Here is a 17,910-nt window from a genome sequence, read left to right on the forward strand (position 1 = left end):
CGAATCTGCGGGGACCCCTGCTGGTGGTTGTGACCGTGGGTGGTCTCCGGGAATCGCCTTCGGCGATCCCCGCGAGCAGCCGAACCGGATTGACTGTGGTGCGCACCACACTCGCCACATGTCGGGTCTGTTACATCGTAGGCTTGTCACCCGGCGGCGAACCCGTCTCCGTCGCGCGCTCCGGTCACTGACCCATGGGACCGGGCGCGTGGCGGTCCCATGGTCCCCGAACCCTGCCGGACGTCGGTGCCGGAGCACGGTCCGTGCGTGACTCGGTGGGACGCGGGGCGGCCGTGCCGGACGCGGTCCCACGGCCCCCGATCCACCGGAGAGGCGCCCCCGTGCGGCCATACGATCCCGATTCCCTGCACATCTACGACACCACCCTGCGCGACGGTACGCAGCAGGAGGGGTTGTCGCTCTCGGTCGGTGACAAGCTCTCGGTGGCCCGCCACCTCGACGNCCTCGGCGTCGGCTTCATCGAGGGCGGCTGGCCGGGATCCAATCCGAAGGACGCGGAGTTCTTCGCCCGGGCCCGCACCGAGCTGACGCTGTCGACCGCGGTGCTGACCGCCTTCGGGGCGACCCGGCGCGCCGGCCGCGCGGCCGCGGACGATCCCCAGGTGGCAGCCCTGCGGGAGGCCGGCACGCCGGTGGTCTGCCTCGTCGCGAAGTCGGATCTGCGGCACGTGGAGCGCGCGCTGCGCACCAGCCCCGCCGAGAACCTGGCGATGATCCGGGACACCGTCGCCCACCTGCGGGCCGAGGGCAAGCGGGTCTTCCTCGACGCCGAGCATTTCTTCGACGGCTACCGCGTGCATCNCGAGTACGCGCTCGAGGTCGTCTCCGCCGCCGCCGAGGCCGGCGCCGAGGTCGTCGTGCTCTGCGACACGAACGGCGGAATGCTTCCCACCCGCATCGGCGCCGTCGTCACCGAGGTGCTCGCCAGGACCGGTGCCCGACTGGGCATCCACTGCCACGACGACGCCGACTGCGCGGTGGCGAACACCCTGGTCGCCGTCGAGGCCGGGGTGACCCACGTGCAGGGCACGGCGAACGGCTACGGCGAGCGGTGCGGTAACGCGAACCTGCTCAGCGTCATCGCCGGCCTGGAGACCAAGCTCGGCCGCGCGGCGCTGCCACCGGGGCGGCTGCAGGAACTCGTCCGGGTCTCCCACGCCATCGACGAGGTCACCAACTCGGTTCCCGACCCCCACCGGCCTTATGTCGGCGCAAGCGCGTTCGCGCACAAGGCCGGGCTGCACGCCAGCGCAGTCAAGATCGACCCGGACATGTACCAGCACATCGACCCGGCAGCGGTCGGCAGTGACATGCGGATGCTGGTCTCCGAACTGGCCGGCCGCGCGACCATCGAGCTCAAGGGCCGCGAGCTCGGGCTCGATCTGTCCAACGAGCGTGAGGCCCTCGGCCGGGTCGTGGACCTGGTCAAGGAGCGCGAGGCCACCGGATTCGCCTATGAGGCGGCCGAGGCGTCGTTCGAGTTGCTGCTGCGCGACGAGGTGACGGGCCGCAAGCGCTTCTACACCCTGGAGTCCTGGCGGGTGATCGTCGAACAGCGCTCCGACGGCCAGGTGGTGAGCGAGGCGACCGTCAAGCTCACCTCGCACGGGGTGCGGCACGTCGCGACGGCCGAGGGTAACGGGCCCGTCAACGCGCTCGACACCGCCCTGCGCGACGCCTTGGAGAAGGCCTACCCCGGCCTGGCCGACCTGGAGCTCGTCGACTACAAGGTCCGCATCCTCGACGGCAAGCAGGGCACCGGCGCGGTCACCCGGGTCCTGGTCGGTACCAGCGACGGGCGGTCACGCTGGGACACCATCGGCGTCGACGAGAACATCATCGCCGCCTCCTGGTCGGCTCTCGAGGACGCGGTGAACTTCGGGCTGCGGCGGCAGGGCGAGCGCGCTGATCCGAACGCGACCTGAACAGCCGCGGACCGGCTGACGGCCGCGGACCGGCTGGCGACGTCCAGGGCCGGGGCGGCGGAAACACAGAGTGACCGGCACCCCCTGACAGGCCCGTAGCGGCCCGTTCAGGGGGTGCCGCGGCACATGTGCGCGATCGGACCGACCGGCCGCGTCTGACGGTCCGTCAGTCCTCCGGGATCTCCTCCCACCACTGGCACCACCAGTCACCGCCGACGAGGATCCGCAGCTTCGGGTGCCAGCAGTAGGTGACGTCCTTGTCGGTGTCGAGGTAGTACAGGCAGTTGTCGCACCGCTCGTCCCCGTTGGGNTTGCCGCGCAGGATCGCGTCCTCGGCAAGGTGGCCCAGCTTGACGCTCAGCTCCTCGTCGATCGGCTTGGGCTCCGGCGCCCCGACGTCGTAGACGGGGGTGGTATCGGTCTCGCTCACCATTCTCCTTCCAATCCGGGCGTGACACGCCCGATGCAGGCTCACCGCTGCCGGCGCCGGAGCACCGGGCGGGCGGGACGCTGGGCCGCAACGGGTGCCGCCCGGTGCCTGGACCTGTCACTCGATCTGGCCCGATTCTCTGGCACACCCGGCGTTCTGGCGAACCCGATCACGCCGGCCGCTGTCGCGTGGTGGGCCCGTCGGACGGCCGCCAGGTTCCGTCGCCGGGCTGGATACGGTCAGGGCGTGCGTATCGCGAGGTTCACCGATGGTTCGGAGCCCGGATTCGGGGTCGTCGAGGGGTCGGTAGAGGAGGGCAATGCCGTGATCTCGGTCATCGCCCCGCATCCTTTCGGCCCCTTCTCCTTCACCGGCGCCCGGCGGCCGCTCGGCGACGTCCGGCTGCTCGCTCCGGTCCTGCCCAGCAAGGTGCTCTGCGTCGGCAAGAACTATGCCGACCATGTCCGGGAGATGGGTGGTGACACCCCGCCGGAGCGCCCGATCCNGTTCCTCAAACCGTCGACGAGTGTCGCCGGTCCGGGCGACCCGATCACGCTTCCGCCGGACAGCGACCGGGTCGACTTCGAGGGGGAGCTGGCGGTCGTCATCGGGCGGCTGTGNCGTGACGTCCCAGTGGAGCGGGCCTTCGACGTGGTACTTGGCTACACCTGCGCCAACGACGTGACGGCTCGGGATCAGCAGCAGACCGACGGTCAGTGGACGCGGGCCAAGGGACACGACTCGTTCTGCCCGATCGGTCCCTGGATCGAGACCGAGCTCGATCCCACCGACCTTCCGATCCGCACCACCCTCGACGGTGAGCTGCGGCAGAACTCCCGCACGAAGCTGCTGCTGCGCGACGTGCCCGCCCTCATCGCCTACATGTCCGCCGCCATGACCCTGCTGCCCGGCGACGTGCTCCTGACGGGCACACCGGCGGGGGTCGGGCCGATGCGACCGGGCCAGACCGTGGCGGTGACCGTGGAGGGCATCGGCACGTTGACCAACCCCGTGACGGCCCGCTGAGCTCCCTCGCCCGGGGGCGGCGGCGTAGCTGCCGGTCTTCCGCCGGCTGGACAACCGACACCGCCCTCCGGGCCGCGGGGGCTCACGCGAATTCTCCACCTGCTTCGCAGGTGTGGTCTGCTTCGCATGCCCGGTCTGCTTCGTCTGCGCGTGTCCTCCACCCGGCGACGNGCCGACGGGCGGGCGCACTGTGGACGAGCCGGGCGGCGGGATCAGGCGGTCACGCGGTTGCATGGGCGGGTGGTGTGTTGGCGGTGCGGGAGCGCTGCGGCATCGGGGATGACGAGTGTGCATCGGGCCCCGGTGCGCAGACACCCCCGCGCCATGAGGTACAGTGGGCAACGCCCGATCAGGGCCCCATGGGGTATGGGGTAATTGGCAGCCCAACGGATTCTGGCTCCGTTAGTCTAGGTTCGAGTCCTGGTACCCCAGCTGCACCAAAGGCCGGAGTTGCACCGCTTCGCCGGACTGCTTCGGCATCGTGTACAGTACGACGTGCACCGCAGCGCACGATAGGAAAAGTCTTGGCCCCGTCGTCTAGCGGCCCAGGACGCCGCCCTCTCAAGGCGGTAGCGCCGGTTCGAATCCGGTCGGGGCTACAACGGGTTTATCTTCCTTCTTCGTAGAGGATCAGAGATATGCCCACCCTGCAGAACTCACGATGGCCCCCGGATTTCCATCCGGGGGCCATCGTCATGTCAGGGGCCGGGTGCCGCCTACCGCACGACGGTGAGGCGCGGCATGGCGGCCGGGTGGCGGGCCATCGCGCACTCCCGGCAGCCGCAGGAGGCGGGACCCCCCCAGCCGTGAATCTCGGCCTCGGGAGCGCCCACGCCCCCCTGTGTCGACGCGACGAGCCGGAGCTGTGGACGGGCCGAGTGGGTCAGGACGGCGGGCCCGGCGGGCTCGTCGGTGGCGCCGGCCGTCGACGGGCCGCAGCGTCCCGCGGTCGGCGGAACGATCGCGGACGCGGTCGAGGCTGTCAGGGCCACTGGGGGCACGGTGTCCTCCTCCATGGGCGGCCGTCCTGGGGCCACCTCGCGGACCACAGCCTGGCGGCGCAACCAAGGTTCGCGCCATGCTCCGTTGAGCCCGGTGCCGAGTGGTGCGGATGGCCTAGTCAAACCTGGGCACTGTCGCCATGCGACACCACCCTTGACAACCATGGTGCTCCCGGGTTGGAACGGTAGAAACTTGCGCGGATGTCCACCGTCAGTCCATCGACGCCCGAACGGGCCCGGCNCCGGCACGGCAGCGCCCACGCGGGACGCGCTGCGCGCCGCGCCGGACGGCTGCGCTCGGCCGGGGCATCGGCGCCGGAGGGGGAGGGCGGGGGATCGCAGCCGGGGATGGCCCGGCGACTCACCGCGCTGCTCCCGCAGGGCCGCGGGCTGCCGATCGAGGACTGGACGGCCCGGCACACCCTCATGTGCCTGGTGCTGGCGATGCACCTGCCAGTCATCGTCGGCTACGCGATCTGGCAGAACCTGAGCCTCGCGCACGGNTTCCTGGCGGCCAGCCCGCCTGCCCTGCTGTTCGCTGCCGCGGTCGTGCCCGGCCGGCGCCGGGTCCGTGCCCTTGCCGCGAGNCTCGGCCTCCTGTGCTGTTCGGTCGTGCTCGTGCACATCTCCGACGGCCTCACCCCGATGTACTTCCACTTCTTCGTGGTCGTGGCGCTGATCGCGCTGTATGAGGAGTGGACGGTCTACCTGCTGGCCATNGCGTTCGTGTTCGTCGCGAACCTGGCGATGGGAAACATCGTCAGCGCCGGCGCGGCGGTGCTGGACAATGCCTGGCTGCTGGCCGGTCTGCACGCGGGTTTCATCTTCGCCCTCGCCTGCGCGCAGATGGTCTTCTGGCACTACAACGAGCAGTCCCGGCGGCGGGTGGAGCATTACCGTCAGCAGCTCTACGAGGGCCAGCAGAGCCTGATGGCCCGGCTGGAGGAGACCGACCGCATCCGCAGCGACCTCGTCGCGACCGTCTCGCACGAGTTCCGCACGCCGCTGACCGGAATCCGAGGGAACTTGCTCACCATCAAGCGGCGCCGCAGCCGGCTCTCCGACGCCCAGCTCGACGATCTGCTCGATGCTGCGGTGAACTACTCCGACCGGCTCTCCCGGCTGCTGGAGAACATGCTGACGGCCGCCACGGCCACCGGCACGGACGAGACGACCATCGCCGATCTACCCGAGGTCGTCCGGCATGTGATCGCCAACCTGTCGTACACCAGCTCGCCCAGCAGCATCACGGTGGATCTTCCGCCCGAACTGCCCGTGCGGATGGCGCGGCAGGCCCTCATCCAGGTGGTGGCGAACCTGGTCGACAACGCCCTGGTGCACTCCTGGCCGGGCGCGCCCGTTCGNCTGATCGCGGGCCGGGTCGGCGACGAGGTTGTTCTCCGCGTCCGCAACCCCGGGCCCGACCTCGACCCCGGCACGATCCGCCAGCTCTTCGAACCGTTCACGCAGCGAGACGGCACCGCCACCCGGCCCACCGATGGCGCCGGCATGGGCCTCTACGTCGTCCGGCGGCTCGTCGAGGTACACGGCGGCCGGCTGCGGATGTCGTCGGAGAACGGCGAGATCATCGTCGAGGTCGATCTGTGGGCGGCCACCGCCCACGCGGCCCTCGCGCCGGAGCCGGAGGCGGCGCTGCCGGTGCCCATGCCGCTGCCCCGCAGCATCCGGACGGACGACGAGGAGCCTCGTGTGCCGCGGCTGGGCGGCGGTCCGCTGGCCCGGGACGACATCCGGTCGCTGCCTCTGGACAAGCTCGGCTGAGCGGCGGCCGGGCGCCCGCTTGGTGGCGGCTGGACGGCGCGGTCGCCGCATCGCGCCGGACATCATGCATCATCGCGTCCGAGTGATCGCCCCCGCCGACCGGCTGACGGCCGGTCTCGTCGGCGTCGGTCTCCCACCGGCTTCGCCCTGGCGGGCGGCATGACTGTCCCGGCCGGCAGGAGAACGGGCGGCGGCCGCGTGTCTGCCGGGATCTGGTGGGGATGAGAGGCGAGAGCCGGAATCCGTCCGGCGTATCTGACTACGCCGCGCGGGGCGGCACCGCGGCAGCGACTCCCCGCCGCACGCGGGGCGGGAGTCGCTGCCGCGACGGGAATCGGGCGGGGCCCGGCCGAGACGGGGCGGGGCCCCGCCCGACCGCGTCAGGCCTTCGTGCCGCGTCAGGCCTTCGTGGCCGTCGTGGGAGCTGTCGACGGGGTAGGTGCGGGCGCGGGCGTCGTCGGGGCCGGTGCCGGCTTGGTGCAGGTCACCGTCAGCGTCACAGTGGTGGAGTGCCGCGGGCGCTGCCCCGTGGGCGAGTACCCGGAGATCTTGCTCGTCTCACCGTTGGCGCACGCCCCGTTGACCGCAGTGGAGGTGAAGCCGGCCCAGTAGAGCTGCCACTTGCCGTCCGACTCCGACATCCCGTTGACGTTCGGGACCTGGGCGCAGTCCTCGACCTGCAGGCTGATGGCCGTGGTCCGGGCGACCTTGCCGGTCTTCGGGGACTGGTGGGCGANGTTGTCGGCCTTGCCGGTGTTGTAGCAGCCGAAGGTCTTGTTGACGTTCGTGAAACCGGCGGACTTCAGCGTGTTCACCGCCGTGTCGGCCGCGCTGCCCTCGGTGTTGGGGACCGTCACCGTGCCGTCGTCGGTCGGCGAGGGCGAGGGGCTGCTGCCCGCGGTCGGGCTGCTGGCCGGGGTCGTGGCCGCGGCGGAGGCGCCGGCTGACGGGTGCGCGCCGGGCGCGGGGGAGCCCTTCGCCCCGGGCCGGCCGGCGACCGCCCCGGGGGCACTTCCATCGACGCCGATCGCGATGCCGGGTGCCCCGGCACCGGGAGAGCCGGCGGCCGGGTTGCCCGCGCTCGGATCGGCCGAGGACTCGGCGGCGCGGTCGGCGGACAGCGCCGTGTTGGTGCTGCCGCCGGAGGCGAGCGCCCAGCCCCCGGCCCCGGCGACGAGGGCGACGACGAGACCGGCACCGGCCGCGATCCGGGTGCGCCGGCGGCGGTCGGCCGCCGCCCGCGACCCGCCCCCGGCGTTGCCACCGGCCGCGCCGGGCTGCTTGCTGGCCGGGATTGCCGACATGACCGTGTTCGTGTCGGCGGCCGGGCCACCGGAGCGGGCGGGGACACGCACCGCGGGGCTCATCCCGGTCGGCGCGTCGCTGTCCCAACCGCCGCGACCGCCGCTCTGGGCGCTGGTCACCGGGGCGATACGAGTGTGCTCGGGATCGCCGCCGTCCCAGCCGTTGACCTTCGTCGCGGCGGCGGTCAGGCTGCCCGCGATCTGGGTATGTTCGAGGTCGTTCCAGCCACCGGTGCCCGCCGCGGCCCCGACGGCCGCCGCGGCGGCTGCGGGCCGGACCACCCGCTGGGTGCCGGCCGGCGCTGCCGGCCGTTCGCCGACCCGCCGGTGATAGGCGCCGGTCGGGGCCGCTTCGTCGGGGAGCTCGCCGGGTCCCGAGCTCTTCGCGCCGCCGCGCCGGTCGCGCTCCTCGGCGGCGCCGGCGGCGCCGCGCAGGCCTACCTCGAGCGCGTCGCTGAGGTCGTCGGCCGCGTCGGCAGCGCTCGCCGGCCGTCGCCGCGGGGACTTGGCGAGCATGCCGACGAGCACGTCCCACACCGGCGCCGGCACGCCGGCGATGGGCTGCGGGTCGTCCTCCCGGTGCGCCCTCAGCAGTTCCGCGGGATTCGTCGAGTCGAATGGCGGCGATCCGGCGAGGAGCTCGTAGAGCACCACCCCCGCCGAGTAGACGTCGGCGGCGGGGGTCGGGGGGGCGCCGGTGCCGAGCTCGGGCGCCATGTAGAGGGGGGTGCCGATCGGCCCGGTCGCGCTGACGCGGGACGGCGTGCTGATCATGCGGGCAATGCCGAAGTCGGTGAGGCGGACGATCGGGCGGTCGGGCTGGGACGTGTCGATGAGAATGTTCTCGGGCTTGACGTCCCGGTGGACGATCCCGGCGGCGTGCACGCTGTCGAGCGCCCAGAGGGTACCGATCGCCAGCCGGACCGCCTCCTGGGCGGGCCGTGGGCCGAACTCACGCAGGTGCGCCCGCAGGTCATGGCCTTCGACGAGATCCATCACGATGGCCAGCGCGTCCGGCTCGTTGACGAGGTCGCGGACGGCGACCAGATCGGGGCTGTCGAGATCCACGAGGAGATCCCACTCCCGCAGGAACCGCTCGACGATCTCCGGATCGCTCGCGAGCTCGGGACGCAGCACCTTGATCGCCACCGCGGCGTCGTCCTGGACCCGGACACCTCGCCAGACCTGGCCGGTCGTACCCTGCCCGAGCAGCTCGTGCAGCACGTACCGCGAACCCAGTTTGCGCACCGCGCCCTGTCCCTCCTTGGCGCCGCACGAGGCGGCCGAACCTACGGCGGCGCCGCCGCGGGCGACGACCGCCCGGCCATGCGGAACCCGAAGAGTCCTCCGGACGGGCGCCCCCAGTGCGCGGGCGACCTATATCGCTTGCTCGCTGGATGGCAATGACCCCACTGGGTCATCCGGCCTACGTCTCCGATCATCCGAGACGGACGACTCGAACAGGCTACGACGGCGGAAGGACACTCCCTGCGGCGGGGGAGACCCGCGCCACCGGGACGCCGGAACGGACCCGGCGGGCGTAGTCCGTGCTCCGTTCAGTTGTGGGGCCCGATCGGGGCATCCGCAATCTCGAGAAAGCCGGGACAAGCGGGGAAAACGTGTCTGCGTGGTCACGCCGGCCGCACGCAGGGCCCGACCGGACCGGCAAGCCGGCCGATCTCCGGTGGCCTGGGGTTGACGGCAAGTGGATCCTTCAGTCGACGGCCGATGTCGACAGCCGCGCCGCCGCGGCGAGTACGGCCAACCCGTGCCGGCGCCCGGGTGATCGGGTCAGGCGCTCCAGCGGGCCGGACAGCGACACCGCCGCGATCACCGTTCCGGATTCCCCGCGCACGGGGGCGGACACCGAGGCCAGACCGGTCTCCCGCTCGCCGATGCTCTCGGCCCAGCCGCGCTCGCGCACCAGGGCGAGCGTGCCGCTGTCGAACGGTGCGGCGGCGAGTAGCTCGGGGTCGGGATGATCCGCGAACGCGAGGAGGACCTGGGCCCCGGACCCCGCCGTCATCGGCAGCGCGGCGCCGACCGGAACCGTGTCGCGCAGGCCGCTCGCCCGCTCGGAGGCGGCCACACACAGCCGCAGGGCGCCGCGTCGGACGTAGAGCTGGGTGCTCTCCCCGGTGACATCGCGCAGTTCGGTCAGGATCCTGTCGGCCCGGTCGAGCACATCCCAGGGCAGCGGGGTGGCCACCCCGGCCGCCAGCCGCGGGCCGGGGACGAACCGGCCGGCGCCGTCCCGCCCGACGAGGCGGTGAATCTCGAGCGCACTGGCCAGACGGTGCGCGGTCGCCCGGGTGAGCCCGGTCCGAGCCACCAGGTCGGCGAGGGAGGCTGGCCCCTGCTCCACGGCGGCCAGGACNAGGGCAGCTTTGTCCAGGACCCCGACTCCGCTAAGCTGTTTCATAAGCTGATACTGCCATCCCACATAATGGGATCATAGTGAGATGGTGGCGGGATGGCAAGATCGGGCAAATGGCGCGGCACCGAGTCGTGGCACGACCCCGAACTCAGGACTGTCGGATGACCGCGCGGGCTGNTCGCCCGGCGCAGGAGGGGAGTGGGGCCATGGGGCGCACACTCGCGGAGAAGGTCTGGGACGCCCACGTGGTGCGGCGCGCCGACGGTGAACCGGATCTGCTCTATATCGATCTGCACCTCGTGCACGAGGTCACCTCGCCGCAGGCGTTCGAGGCGCTGCGGCTGGCCGGCCGGCCGGTGCGTCGCCCCGACCTGACCCTCGCCACCGAGGACCACAACGTGCCGACCACGAACACGCTGGCGCCGATTGCGGATCCGATCTCCGCAGCCCAGGTCGAGGCGCTGCGCAAGAACTGCGCGGAGTTCGGGGTGCGGCTGTACCCGATGAACGACCCCGGTCAGGGCATCGTCCACGTCGTCGGCCCGCAGCTCGGGCTGTCCCAGCCGGGCATGACGATCGTGTGCGGCGACAGCCACACCTCCACCCACGGCGCGTTCGGGGCGCTGGCCTTCGGCATCGGCACCAGCCAGGTCGAGCATGTGCTCGCGACCCAGACGCTGCCGCAGCGCCGGCCGAAGACGATGGCGGTCACGGTCGACGGCGACCTGCCGGCCGGCGTCACCGCGAAGGACCTCATCCTGGCGATCATCGCCCGGATCGGCACCGGCGGCGGCGCCGGGCACGTCATCGAGTACCGCGGTGCGGCGGTCCGGGGCCTGTCGATGGAGGGCCGGATGACCGTCTGCAACATGTCCATCGAGGCCGGGGCGCGGGCGGGGATGATCGCTCCCGACGACACGACGTTCGAGTACCTCGCCGGTCGGGCGCACGCCGCCACCGGACCGGACTGGGACGAGGCCGTGGCCTACTGGCGCACGCTGGCCTCGGACGACGACGCCGTGTTCGACCGAGAGGTCGTCATCGACGCCGCGAGCCTCACCCCGTACGTGACCTGGGGGACCAACCCGGGCCAGGCAGCGCCGCTGGATTCGCTGATCCCCACGCCCGGCGACTACGCGGACCCGGCCGCGCGGGCCTCCGCCGAGCGCGCGCTGACCTACATGGGACTCACGGCGGGCACACCGTTGTCCGAGGTGACCGTCGACACGGTGTTCATCGGCTCCTGCACCAACGGTCGACTCAGTGACCTGCGGGCCGCGGCCGACGTGCTGCGGGGCCGGCGGGTGGCCGACGGCGTCCGGGCCCTGGTCGTCCCGGGGTCGATGCAGGTCAAGGCGGAGGCCGAGGCGGAGGGGCTGGACGAGGTCTTCCGGGCCGCCGGAGCGGAGTGGCGCAGCGCCGGCTGCTCGATGTGCCTCGGGATGAACCCGGACACGCTGCGCCCGGGGGAGCGCAGCGCCTCCACGTCGAACCGGAACTTCGAGGGACGCCAGGGCCCCGGCGGGCGGACCCACCTCGTCTCTCCGGCAGTCGCCGCCGCCACCGCGGTCACCGGTCAGCTCACCGCCCCGGCGCAGTTGTAGGCCGGGCCCATGCGGTCGCCGCTCGGCGTCGAACCGGCGGGTGCCCGCGACCGCGACCGCCATCCTGATCACGACATCGTCCAGAGGGGAGCGTTTCCGGCGATGGAGGCGTTCACGATTCACACCGGTCGGGCCGTGCCGCTGCGGCGCAGCGACGTCGACACCGACCAGATCATTCCGAGCGAGTGGCTCAAGCGCATCGAGCGCACCGGGTTCGGCGCCGGCCTGTTCTCCGAGTGGCGGGCCGACGAGGGCTTCGTGCTCAACAACCCGGCCTACGCCGAGGCGTCGATCCTGGTCGCGGGCCCCGACTTCGGCACCGGCTCGTCGCGTGAGCATGCCGTCTGGGCGCTGCAGGACTATGGCTTCCGGGCGGTGATCTCGCCCCGGTTCGCCGACATCTTCCGGGGCAACGCGCTCGGTAACGGGCTGTTGCCGGTGCAGCTGCCGGCGGGGACGGTCGAGGCCCTGCAGACGGCCGTGGAGCAGGACCCGACCGTCGAGATCACCGTCGATCTGGCCGCTCGCGAGGTTCGGGGAGCCGGCCTGGTGGCCCCGTTCGAGCTCGACGACTTCACCCGCTGGCGGCTGATGGAGGGGCTCGACGACGTGGGCCTGACCCTGCGGCACGAGGAGCTGATCACCGGCTTCGAGGCGACCCGGCCGGGCTGGCTGCCCTCAGCGGTGTAGCGCCCGCGCGCGGGCGTCCCAACGTCGGCGGTGGCTCCGGCCGCGGATCCCGCTCCGACCGGGTGGAGGCCTGCGGCACAGACGATTCGGCCTCTCCACTCGACCNTCGGCCCCGATGTGACGAAATTAACATCGGGGCCGATGTGTGGGCAGGTCTGCTCTAGTGGTCGGTCGACTACCGACCGGCGCCGACCCGTTCGCCATCGCCTGCGGCGTTTGGTTGATTACGTAGCAGAGCTGATCCCGCGCTCGCGGAGGCGGCCGGCCACCAAAGCGTGACATTGCGCCCAAAAAAACAGACGCCTCTCGCTACTCAACGTGATGAATCTACCGGATGCTGCGCGCTGGCCGTACAGCACGCATCCNGTCGCCCACCGGCTCGAACCCGTTGACGTGCGGGTTTGTGTGACGCGACACGGTCGCGGGAATTGCCCTCGACAGTGGAGATGCCTACGGTGCAGCGCAGTGTGATGCCCGATCTGCTCCCCACCCCGCGCCTGCGGGGGGCGTCCGGAGGTTGTTGTGAACAAGTCCCAGTTGGTTGACCGCATCGCCCAGCAGATCGAAGGCGGACGGTCGAATGCCACCAAAGCCGTCGACGCCGTGTTCGACGCCATTCAGGAGGCCGTCGCCAGCGGCGAGAAGGTGACCATCACCGGATTCGGCGTGTTCGAGCGGGTCGAGCGGGCCGCGCGCACCGGGCGCAACCCGGCGACGGGCGAGCCCGTGCACGTCGCGGCCTCGGTGGTGCCGAAGTTCCGGCCCGGCTCCGAGTTCAAGTCGAGCGTCTCGGCGAGCGGCGACTGATCCACGGTGCGGGCGCCGGGTTACCGGTGCCCGCGCCGCATGGCCTCGGCCATGAGGTCGTGTTGGTAGTCCGACAGCCGGACGTCGTCCGGTCCGGCCGTCCGCCGTTCCCACCGGCCGTCGGACTGCAACACCCACCCGGACACCTCGTCGGAGAAGGCGTGATCGAGGATGCGGCGCACGGTGTCGCGGCGCTCCGGATGCGGCACCCGGACGAGTGCCTCGATCCGCCGGTCCAGGTTGCGATGCATCATGTCGGCACTTCCGATCCAGAACTCGTCCGAGGACGCGAACTCCAGGACCCGGCTGTGCTCGAGGAAGCGGCCGAGGATCGACCGGACGTGCACCGTCTCCGACAGACCCGGTACGCCGGGCCGTAGGGCGCAGATTCCCCGCACCAGGCAGTGCACGGGAACTCCCACCATGGACGCGCGGTAGAGCGCGTCGATCACCTGCTCGTCGACCAGGCTGTTGACCTTGAGACGGATGCCGCACGGACGGCCCTCCTGGGCCGCCCGCGCCTCCGCGGAGATGCGCTGCAGGATCCCGTCACGCATGTGCTGCGGAGCGACCAGCAGCGAGCGGTACTCGGTCTGCCGGCTGTACCCGGTGAGCACGTTGAACAGATCGGTGAGGTCGGCGCCCACCTCCGGATCGGCGGTGAGCAGCCCGAGGTCCTCGTAGAGCCGCGCGGTCTTGGGGNTGTAGTTGCCGGTGCCCACATGGCAGTACCGGCGCAGCCCGCCGCGCTCCTGCCGGACGACGAGGCAGGTCTTGCAGTGGGTCTTCAATCCGATCAGGCCGTAGACGACGTGGCAACCGGCCCGCTCCAGCTCGCGCGCCCAGCGGATGTTGGCGCTCTCGTCGAACCGCGCCTTGATCTCGACCAGCACGACGACCTGCTTGCCCGCCTCGGCCGCCGAGACGAGAGCGTCCACGATCGGGGAGTCGCCGGACGTGCGATAGAGCGTCTGCTTGATGGCGAGGACGTGCGGATCGGCGGCAGCCTGTTCGATGAACCGTTGCACCGAGGTCGTGAACGAGTCGTACGGATGGTGGACGAGGACGTCACCCTCGCGCAGCACGCTGAAGAAGTCGGGCGTCTCCCNCTCTTCGGTGATCAGTCGAGGATGGGTGATCGGAACCCGCGGCGCGTCCTTCAGTTCCGGCCGGTCGAGGTCGTACAGGGCCCACAGGGCCGACAGGTCCAGCATCCCCGCGACCCGGTGCACCTCCCGCTCGGTGACCTCGAGCTCGCGCATGAGGAGCGCCAACAGGTCGGAATCGATGTCGTCGTCGACCTCCAGCCGGACGGNGGGACCGAAGCGTCGGCGGGCCAGCTCCCGTTCCAGGGCCTGCAGCAGATCCTCCGCCTCGTCCTCCTCGACCTCGAGGNCGGCGTTGCGGGTGACCCGGAACAGGTGGGAGTTGATCACCTCCATGCCCGGGAAAAGCTGGTCGAGGTGCGCGGCGATCACCTCTTCGAGTGGCACGAAGCAGGCGCTCTCCGCCTGCGTCGGGCCGTCCGCGGGGAAGTCCCCGGCCGGATCCACTGCGACGGGGACCAGCCGCGGCACGTTCTGCGGCACCTTCACCCGGGCGAAGTGGTCGATCTCCCCGCCCGGCTCGCGGACCTGCACGGCGAGGTTGAGCGAAAGGCCGCTGATGTAGGGGAACGGATGCGCCGGGTCGACCGCGAGCGGGGTGAGCACCGGGAAGATCTGCTCGTGGAAGTAGTCATGCAGGTGTTCCCGCTGGGCCTCGCTGAGCTGGGACCAGAACCGGATACTGATCCCTGCGTGCNCCAGCGACGGCACGACCTCGTCGGTGAAGCAGCGCGAGTGCCGCTCCGTCAGCTGCGCGGTGGCCCGGCTGACGAGGTCGAGCTGCTCCCGTGCACTCAGGCCGTCGGCCGAGCGGACCGCGAGTCCGGTGGCCTCACGCCGCATCAGACCGGCGACCCGGACCATGTAGAACTCGTCGAGGTTGCTGGCGAAGATCGCCAGGAACTTGGCACGCTCCAACAACGGCGTGGAGACGTCCTCCGCGAGCGCCAGCACCCGGGCGTTGAAATCGAGCCAGGAGGTCTCGCGGTTGATGAACCGATCGGCCGGCAGATCTGACGGCGCGGGCGGACGGGGCGCCTCCAGAGGTTCGAGCAGGCCGCTGCGGGCCTTGCGCTGAGGCTGTTCGGGACGGGTCGCCACCAGCTCGCTCATGCCTGTAGATGGTGCCAGCCGCCGGTGAACTCGGCAGCGCGGGACGATGTCCGGATACGGCGGTGCCGATGACGCATCGGCGGCATCATGGCGGGCCACCGGTTCGATCCGTGCCCGTTGTAGTGGGTTGGTCGCCCCCAGATGATCGCTTGCCGGGTCCGGGACCCGCAGTTAACGGCATGGAAACAGGCAAAGGCGACGATCGGCAGTGTGATGGAAACATCCGTCGTCGACCGGTCGTTCTTCCTAGGATCGGTCCTTATGGCTGTTCCCCGGTCAAGTGGGCACTGTGTGTCTGATATCACACTATTTGGCGGGCCGGTGCTGGGGCGGGGAGACCTCCGGTGAGGATGTCGGATCCGCTCGAACCCGGCGGGGCAGCGACGCTGCCGCAACCCTCGACGGTGTCCGGGGGTGATCTGCCCGGGGGGGACCAGTCGGGGGTGGCTGCCGTCAACCTGACCGACCTGCCGGCCGGCACACGGGTGACGTATCGGGTTGCGCAGCGCTTCCGGTACACCTACGACGGCGACGCCACCGACCTGGTGCACCGACTCGTCGTGGTCCCGCCCAATCGGCATGGCGACCAGACCGTCCGTGACGCCCGGCTGGTGGTCTCCTCCGACGCGGCCCGCACCACCTGGCGACGTGGCGCCGACGGGACGCGAAGTGCGGTGGTGCGCCTCGACCGGGTGCCGCCCCGGCTTGACTTCGATGTGACCGTGACGATCGACCGGATCGTCGGGGGTGCCCGGCCATGGCTGCGAGCCACGGCGTTGGCCGGCCGTCGGCTCCTCGACGCCACCCCGCTGACTGTGCCGGACGCGGCGCTCACCGCGGCTGCCCGCGCCCTGGCCACCGACGATCCAGTGGCGACGGCACGCCGGTTCTGCGGCTGGGTGCACAGCCGAATTCGGTATGTCCCCGGCAGCACGGATGTGACGACCACCGCGGCCCAGGCCCTCGCCGGCGGTTCGGGGGTCTGCCAGGACCAGGCGCACGTGATGCTCGCCCTGTGTCGCGCGGCGGGGCTGCCCGCCCGCTACGTGTCCGGGCATCTCGTCGGGGACGGCCCGTCACACGCCTGGGTGGAGGTCGTCATGAGCGGTGGGGTGGCCGATGGCGTTCCCCGGACCGGCACGGGAGCAGGGGTAGGGGCGGCGGCCGGCGCGGCCGGCTGGGAACCCGGCGCCCTCGCCGTCGCCTACGATCCCTGCCACGACCGGCTCGCGGATCTCCGCTACGTGACGGTCGCGGTCGGCCGCGACTACTCCGACGTCGCGCCGACGTCCGGCTGGTACACCGGAGCGGGGCGGGGGACCCTGACCGCCAGTCAGCGGGTCACCGTCGTCGACGTTCAGTCCACGCCGTGATCTCCCCGTCGGGGTGCGACCCTTCCATGGGGTGAGCGTCCTCGCGGGTTNCCGCCCCCGAGTGGGGTCGGGCCGTGACGGTCGACATGGTGGACGCCCGAGAAGACCGCGCGGCACGCGAGGCATCTATCTACTCTTTGTGATAGGGCGATCACGCGCTACGTTGACGATGGGCGCCCACGCGCTTGTCAATGACATGCGGTGATTTGATCGGCCGTTTCCGTCGCTCCATCAGGATCCTTTGTCCCAGGCGGCCGGCGCACGGGGAGGAGGGCGGGACGGGGGATGCTCGTCGACGCCGCCGCAATCGCTTCCGGCCTGACCGCGACGCTGAGCTGCGCGTGGGCCGGACGCCGGCTCGGCCGGCCCCGTGGCCGCTGGCTGGTCTGGCTGTCGTTCGCGCTGACCGCCTGGACCGTGGGGCAGACGGCCTGGACGCTGCACCGCTGGGATCGGTTCGCCACCGACCGCCCGACGGTCGCGGACGTCGGGTACCTCGCCGACGCCGGGCAGCTCGCCATGCCCGTCCTGGCCCTCGCCGCTCTCGCCGCGGTACCGGCGAGCCGGGTGCGGCGTTCCCGGGCCCGATGCACGCTGCTCGGCTCCTCGAACTCGATCTCGATCTCGATCTCGGCCTCGGCCTCGGCCTCGACCTCGGCCGGAGGACTGGGCGAGGTGGGCTGGCCCGCCGGCGGAGGCTCGCGGCTGGGCCGCCTCGACGACGGCCTGCGGACTGCGGGCGTGCCCAGCGGTGCGGGTGGCGGTGCTGGCGGGGGGTCCCGGTTGACCGGCGGGCTCGTCGGCGTGCCGGCCACGGCTCTGGACGAGATCATCCTTGGCGGTTCGCTGTTCCTGCTCACCTGGTCGGGCATCCTGGCCGGCCTCGGCGAGGCCGATGTCGCCGATGTTGGCGGGGGTGAAAGCGGCGTCGGGGTGGTGCGACACCTGATAACGGTCGCNCACCCGATCGTCGTCCTCGTCCTGGCGCTCGCGGTCCTGCACGTCGCGGGCTTCCGCCAGCCGGTCGACCTGCCGGCCGTCGCCGCGGCCGGGACCGGCCTGGTGTGCCTGGCAGTGGTCGGAGACTGGTGCACGCAGGTCGGCGGCGATGCCGGCCGGCTGGGTAGATCGTGGGCGGGTCTTGGTGCGGTGGTCGGCGCCTTGCTCGTCGTCCTGGCGGCGTGGCGAGCGGGTTGGGTGGCCGACGGGAATCGGGCGGCCCGGGATGGGCCACGCGGCGACCTCGTCGGCTGGCTGCGGCTCGCGGTGCCCTATGTTCCCGCCGCCGGCGTCGCCGCGCTGATGCTCGACCGATCGCGGGCAGGCGTCGTGCTCGATCCGGTCGAGATCG

General features: G+C 71.6%; 8 protein-coding genes, 2 tRNA genes and 14 pseudogenes. 15 read left to right on the forward strand and 9 right to left on the reverse strand.

The genetic code is table 11. The annotated features are described in order from the left end of the window. Nucleotides 1–341 precede the first annotated feature (341 nt). The 8 genes and pseudogenes from FF86_RS37930 to FF86_RS01600 form a co-directional block, all read left to right on the forward strand. A partial coding sequence (locus FF86_RS37930; protein ID WP_242418041.1) for a hypothetical protein occupies nucleotides 342–462 on the forward strand: 121 nt, incomplete at its 3' end. Between the two features lies 1 nt (nucleotide 463). Continuing rightward, nucleotides 464–822, forward strand: a pseudogene (locus FF86_RS37935) (citramalate synthase); the annotation flags it as partial. 1 nt (nucleotide 823) lies between these two features. Next, nucleotides 824–1,946: pseudogene (locus tag FF86_RS01580) on the forward strand (alpha-isopropylmalate synthase regulatory domain-containing protein); the annotation flags it as partial. A gap of 676 nt (nucleotides 1,947–2,622) precedes the next feature. After that, on the forward strand, nucleotides 2,623–2,881 hold a 259-nt coding region (locus FF86_RS63570; RefSeq protein ID WP_304438086.1), incomplete at its 3' end, for a fumarylacetoacetate hydrolase family protein. A 1-nt stretch (nucleotide 2,882) separates the two neighbouring features. Next, nucleotides 2,883–2,996 (forward strand): annotated as a pseudogene (locus FF86_RS37945) (fumarylacetoacetate hydrolase family protein); the annotation flags it as partial. Between the two features lies 1 nt (nucleotide 2,997). Then, a pseudogene (locus FF86_RS37950) lies at nucleotides 2,998–3,402 on the forward strand (fumarylacetoacetate hydrolase family protein); the annotation flags it as partial. Nucleotides 3,403–3,762: 360 nt separating this feature from the next. Beyond that, nucleotides 3,763–3,834, forward strand: a tRNA-Gln gene (locus FF86_RS01595). A 94-nt stretch (nucleotides 3,835–3,928) separates the two neighbouring features. After that, nucleotides 3,929–4,001: transfer RNA gene (locus FF86_RS01600), tRNA-Glu, on the forward strand. Between the two features lie 117 nt (nucleotides 4,002–4,118). Here FF86_RS01600 and FF86_RS01605 read toward each other — a convergent pair. Continuing rightward, complete coding sequence (locus FF86_RS01605; RefSeq protein ID WP_044886255.1) at nucleotides 4,119–4,403, reverse strand: hypothetical protein; 285 nt, start codon at nucleotides 4,401–4,403, stop codon at nucleotides 4,119–4,121. 242 nt (nucleotides 4,404–4,645) lie between these two features. Between FF86_RS01605 and FF86_RS37955 the strand changes: the two are divergent. From FF86_RS37955 to FF86_RS37965, 3 pseudogenes are all read left to right on the forward strand, one after another. Continuing rightward, nucleotides 4,646–4,906: pseudogene (locus FF86_RS37955) on the forward strand (sensor histidine kinase); the annotation flags it as partial. 217 nt (nucleotides 4,907–5,123) lie between these two features. Beyond that, nucleotides 5,124–5,767: pseudogene (locus tag FF86_RS37960) on the forward strand (sensor histidine kinase); the annotation flags it as partial. Between the two features lies 1 nt (nucleotide 5,768). Then, nucleotides 5,769–6,185 (forward strand): annotated as a pseudogene (locus tag FF86_RS37965) (sensor histidine kinase); the annotation flags it as partial. Between the two features lie 737 nt (nucleotides 6,186–6,922). Here the strand turns inward: FF86_RS37965 and FF86_RS01615 are convergent. Both FF86_RS01615 and FF86_RS01620 read right to left on the reverse strand, forming a co-directional pair. After that, a pseudogene (locus FF86_RS01615) lies at nucleotides 6,923–8,737 on the reverse strand (protein kinase); the annotation flags it as partial. A gap of 466 nt (nucleotides 8,738–9,203) precedes the next feature. Then, a partial coding sequence (locus FF86_RS01620; RefSeq protein WP_242417997.1) for an IclR family transcriptional regulator occupies nucleotides 9,204–9,866 on the reverse strand: 663 nt, incomplete at its 5' end. 206 nt (nucleotides 9,867–10,072) lie between these two features. Between FF86_RS01620 and leuC the strand changes: the two genes are divergently transcribed. From leuC to FF86_RS01635, 3 genes are all read left to right on the forward strand, one after another. Beyond that, nucleotides 10,073–11,470, forward strand: a complete 1,398-nt coding sequence (gene leuC, locus FF86_RS01625; protein ID WP_044886217.1) for a 3-isopropylmalate dehydratase large subunit — start codon at nucleotides 10,073–10,075, stop codon at nucleotides 11,468–11,470. 102 nt (nucleotides 11,471–11,572) lie between these two features. Continuing rightward, a complete protein-coding gene (gene leuD / locus FF86_RS01630; protein ID WP_044886254.1) occupies nucleotides 11,573–12,160 on the forward strand; it encodes a 3-isopropylmalate dehydratase small subunit in 588 nt (195 codons plus the stop codon). 522 nt (nucleotides 12,161–12,682) lie between these two features. Then, a complete protein-coding gene (locus FF86_RS01635) occupies nucleotides 12,683–12,967 on the forward strand; it encodes an HU family DNA-binding protein (protein ID WP_009742300.1) in 285 nt (94 codons plus the stop codon). A gap of 20 nt (nucleotides 12,968–12,987) precedes the next feature. On the opposite strand, the pseudogene FF86_RS37970 reads toward FF86_RS01635, so the two are convergent. From FF86_RS37970 to FF86_RS37995, 6 pseudogenes are all read right to left on the reverse strand, one after another. Then, nucleotides 12,988–13,669 (reverse strand): annotated as a pseudogene (locus tag FF86_RS37970) (RNA degradosome polyphosphate kinase); the annotation flags it as partial. Nucleotide 13,670: 1 nt separating this feature from the next. Further along, nucleotides 13,671–14,075, reverse strand: a pseudogene (locus FF86_RS37975) (RNA degradosome polyphosphate kinase); the annotation flags it as partial. A gap of 1 nt (nucleotide 14,076) precedes the next feature. After that, nucleotides 14,077–14,282, reverse strand: a pseudogene (locus FF86_RS37980) (hypothetical protein); the annotation flags it as partial. A gap of 1 nt (nucleotide 14,283) precedes the next feature. Then, nucleotides 14,284–14,362: pseudogene (locus tag FF86_RS37985) on the reverse strand (hypothetical protein); the annotation flags it as partial. A gap of 1 nt (nucleotide 14,363) precedes the next feature. Further along, nucleotides 14,364–14,770: pseudogene (locus FF86_RS37990) on the reverse strand (RNA degradosome polyphosphate kinase); the annotation flags it as partial. 1 nt (nucleotide 14,771) lies between these two features. Continuing rightward, nucleotides 14,772–15,186: pseudogene (locus FF86_RS37995) on the reverse strand (RNA degradosome polyphosphate kinase); the annotation flags it as partial. Between the two features lie 350 nt (nucleotides 15,187–15,536). Between FF86_RS37995 and FF86_RS01645 the strand changes: the two are divergent. Beyond that, complete coding sequence (locus tag FF86_RS01645; protein ID WP_055409156.1) at nucleotides 15,537–16,559, forward strand: transglutaminase family protein; 1,023 nt, start codon at nucleotides 15,537–15,539, stop codon at nucleotides 16,557–16,559. Nucleotides 16,560–17,910 lie beyond the last annotated feature (1,351 nt).

The organism is Frankia sp. CpI1-P (assembly GCF_001421075.1).
GTDB classification, from domain to species: Bacteria; Actinomycetota; Actinomycetes; order Frankiales; family Frankiaceae; genus Frankia; species Frankia torreyi.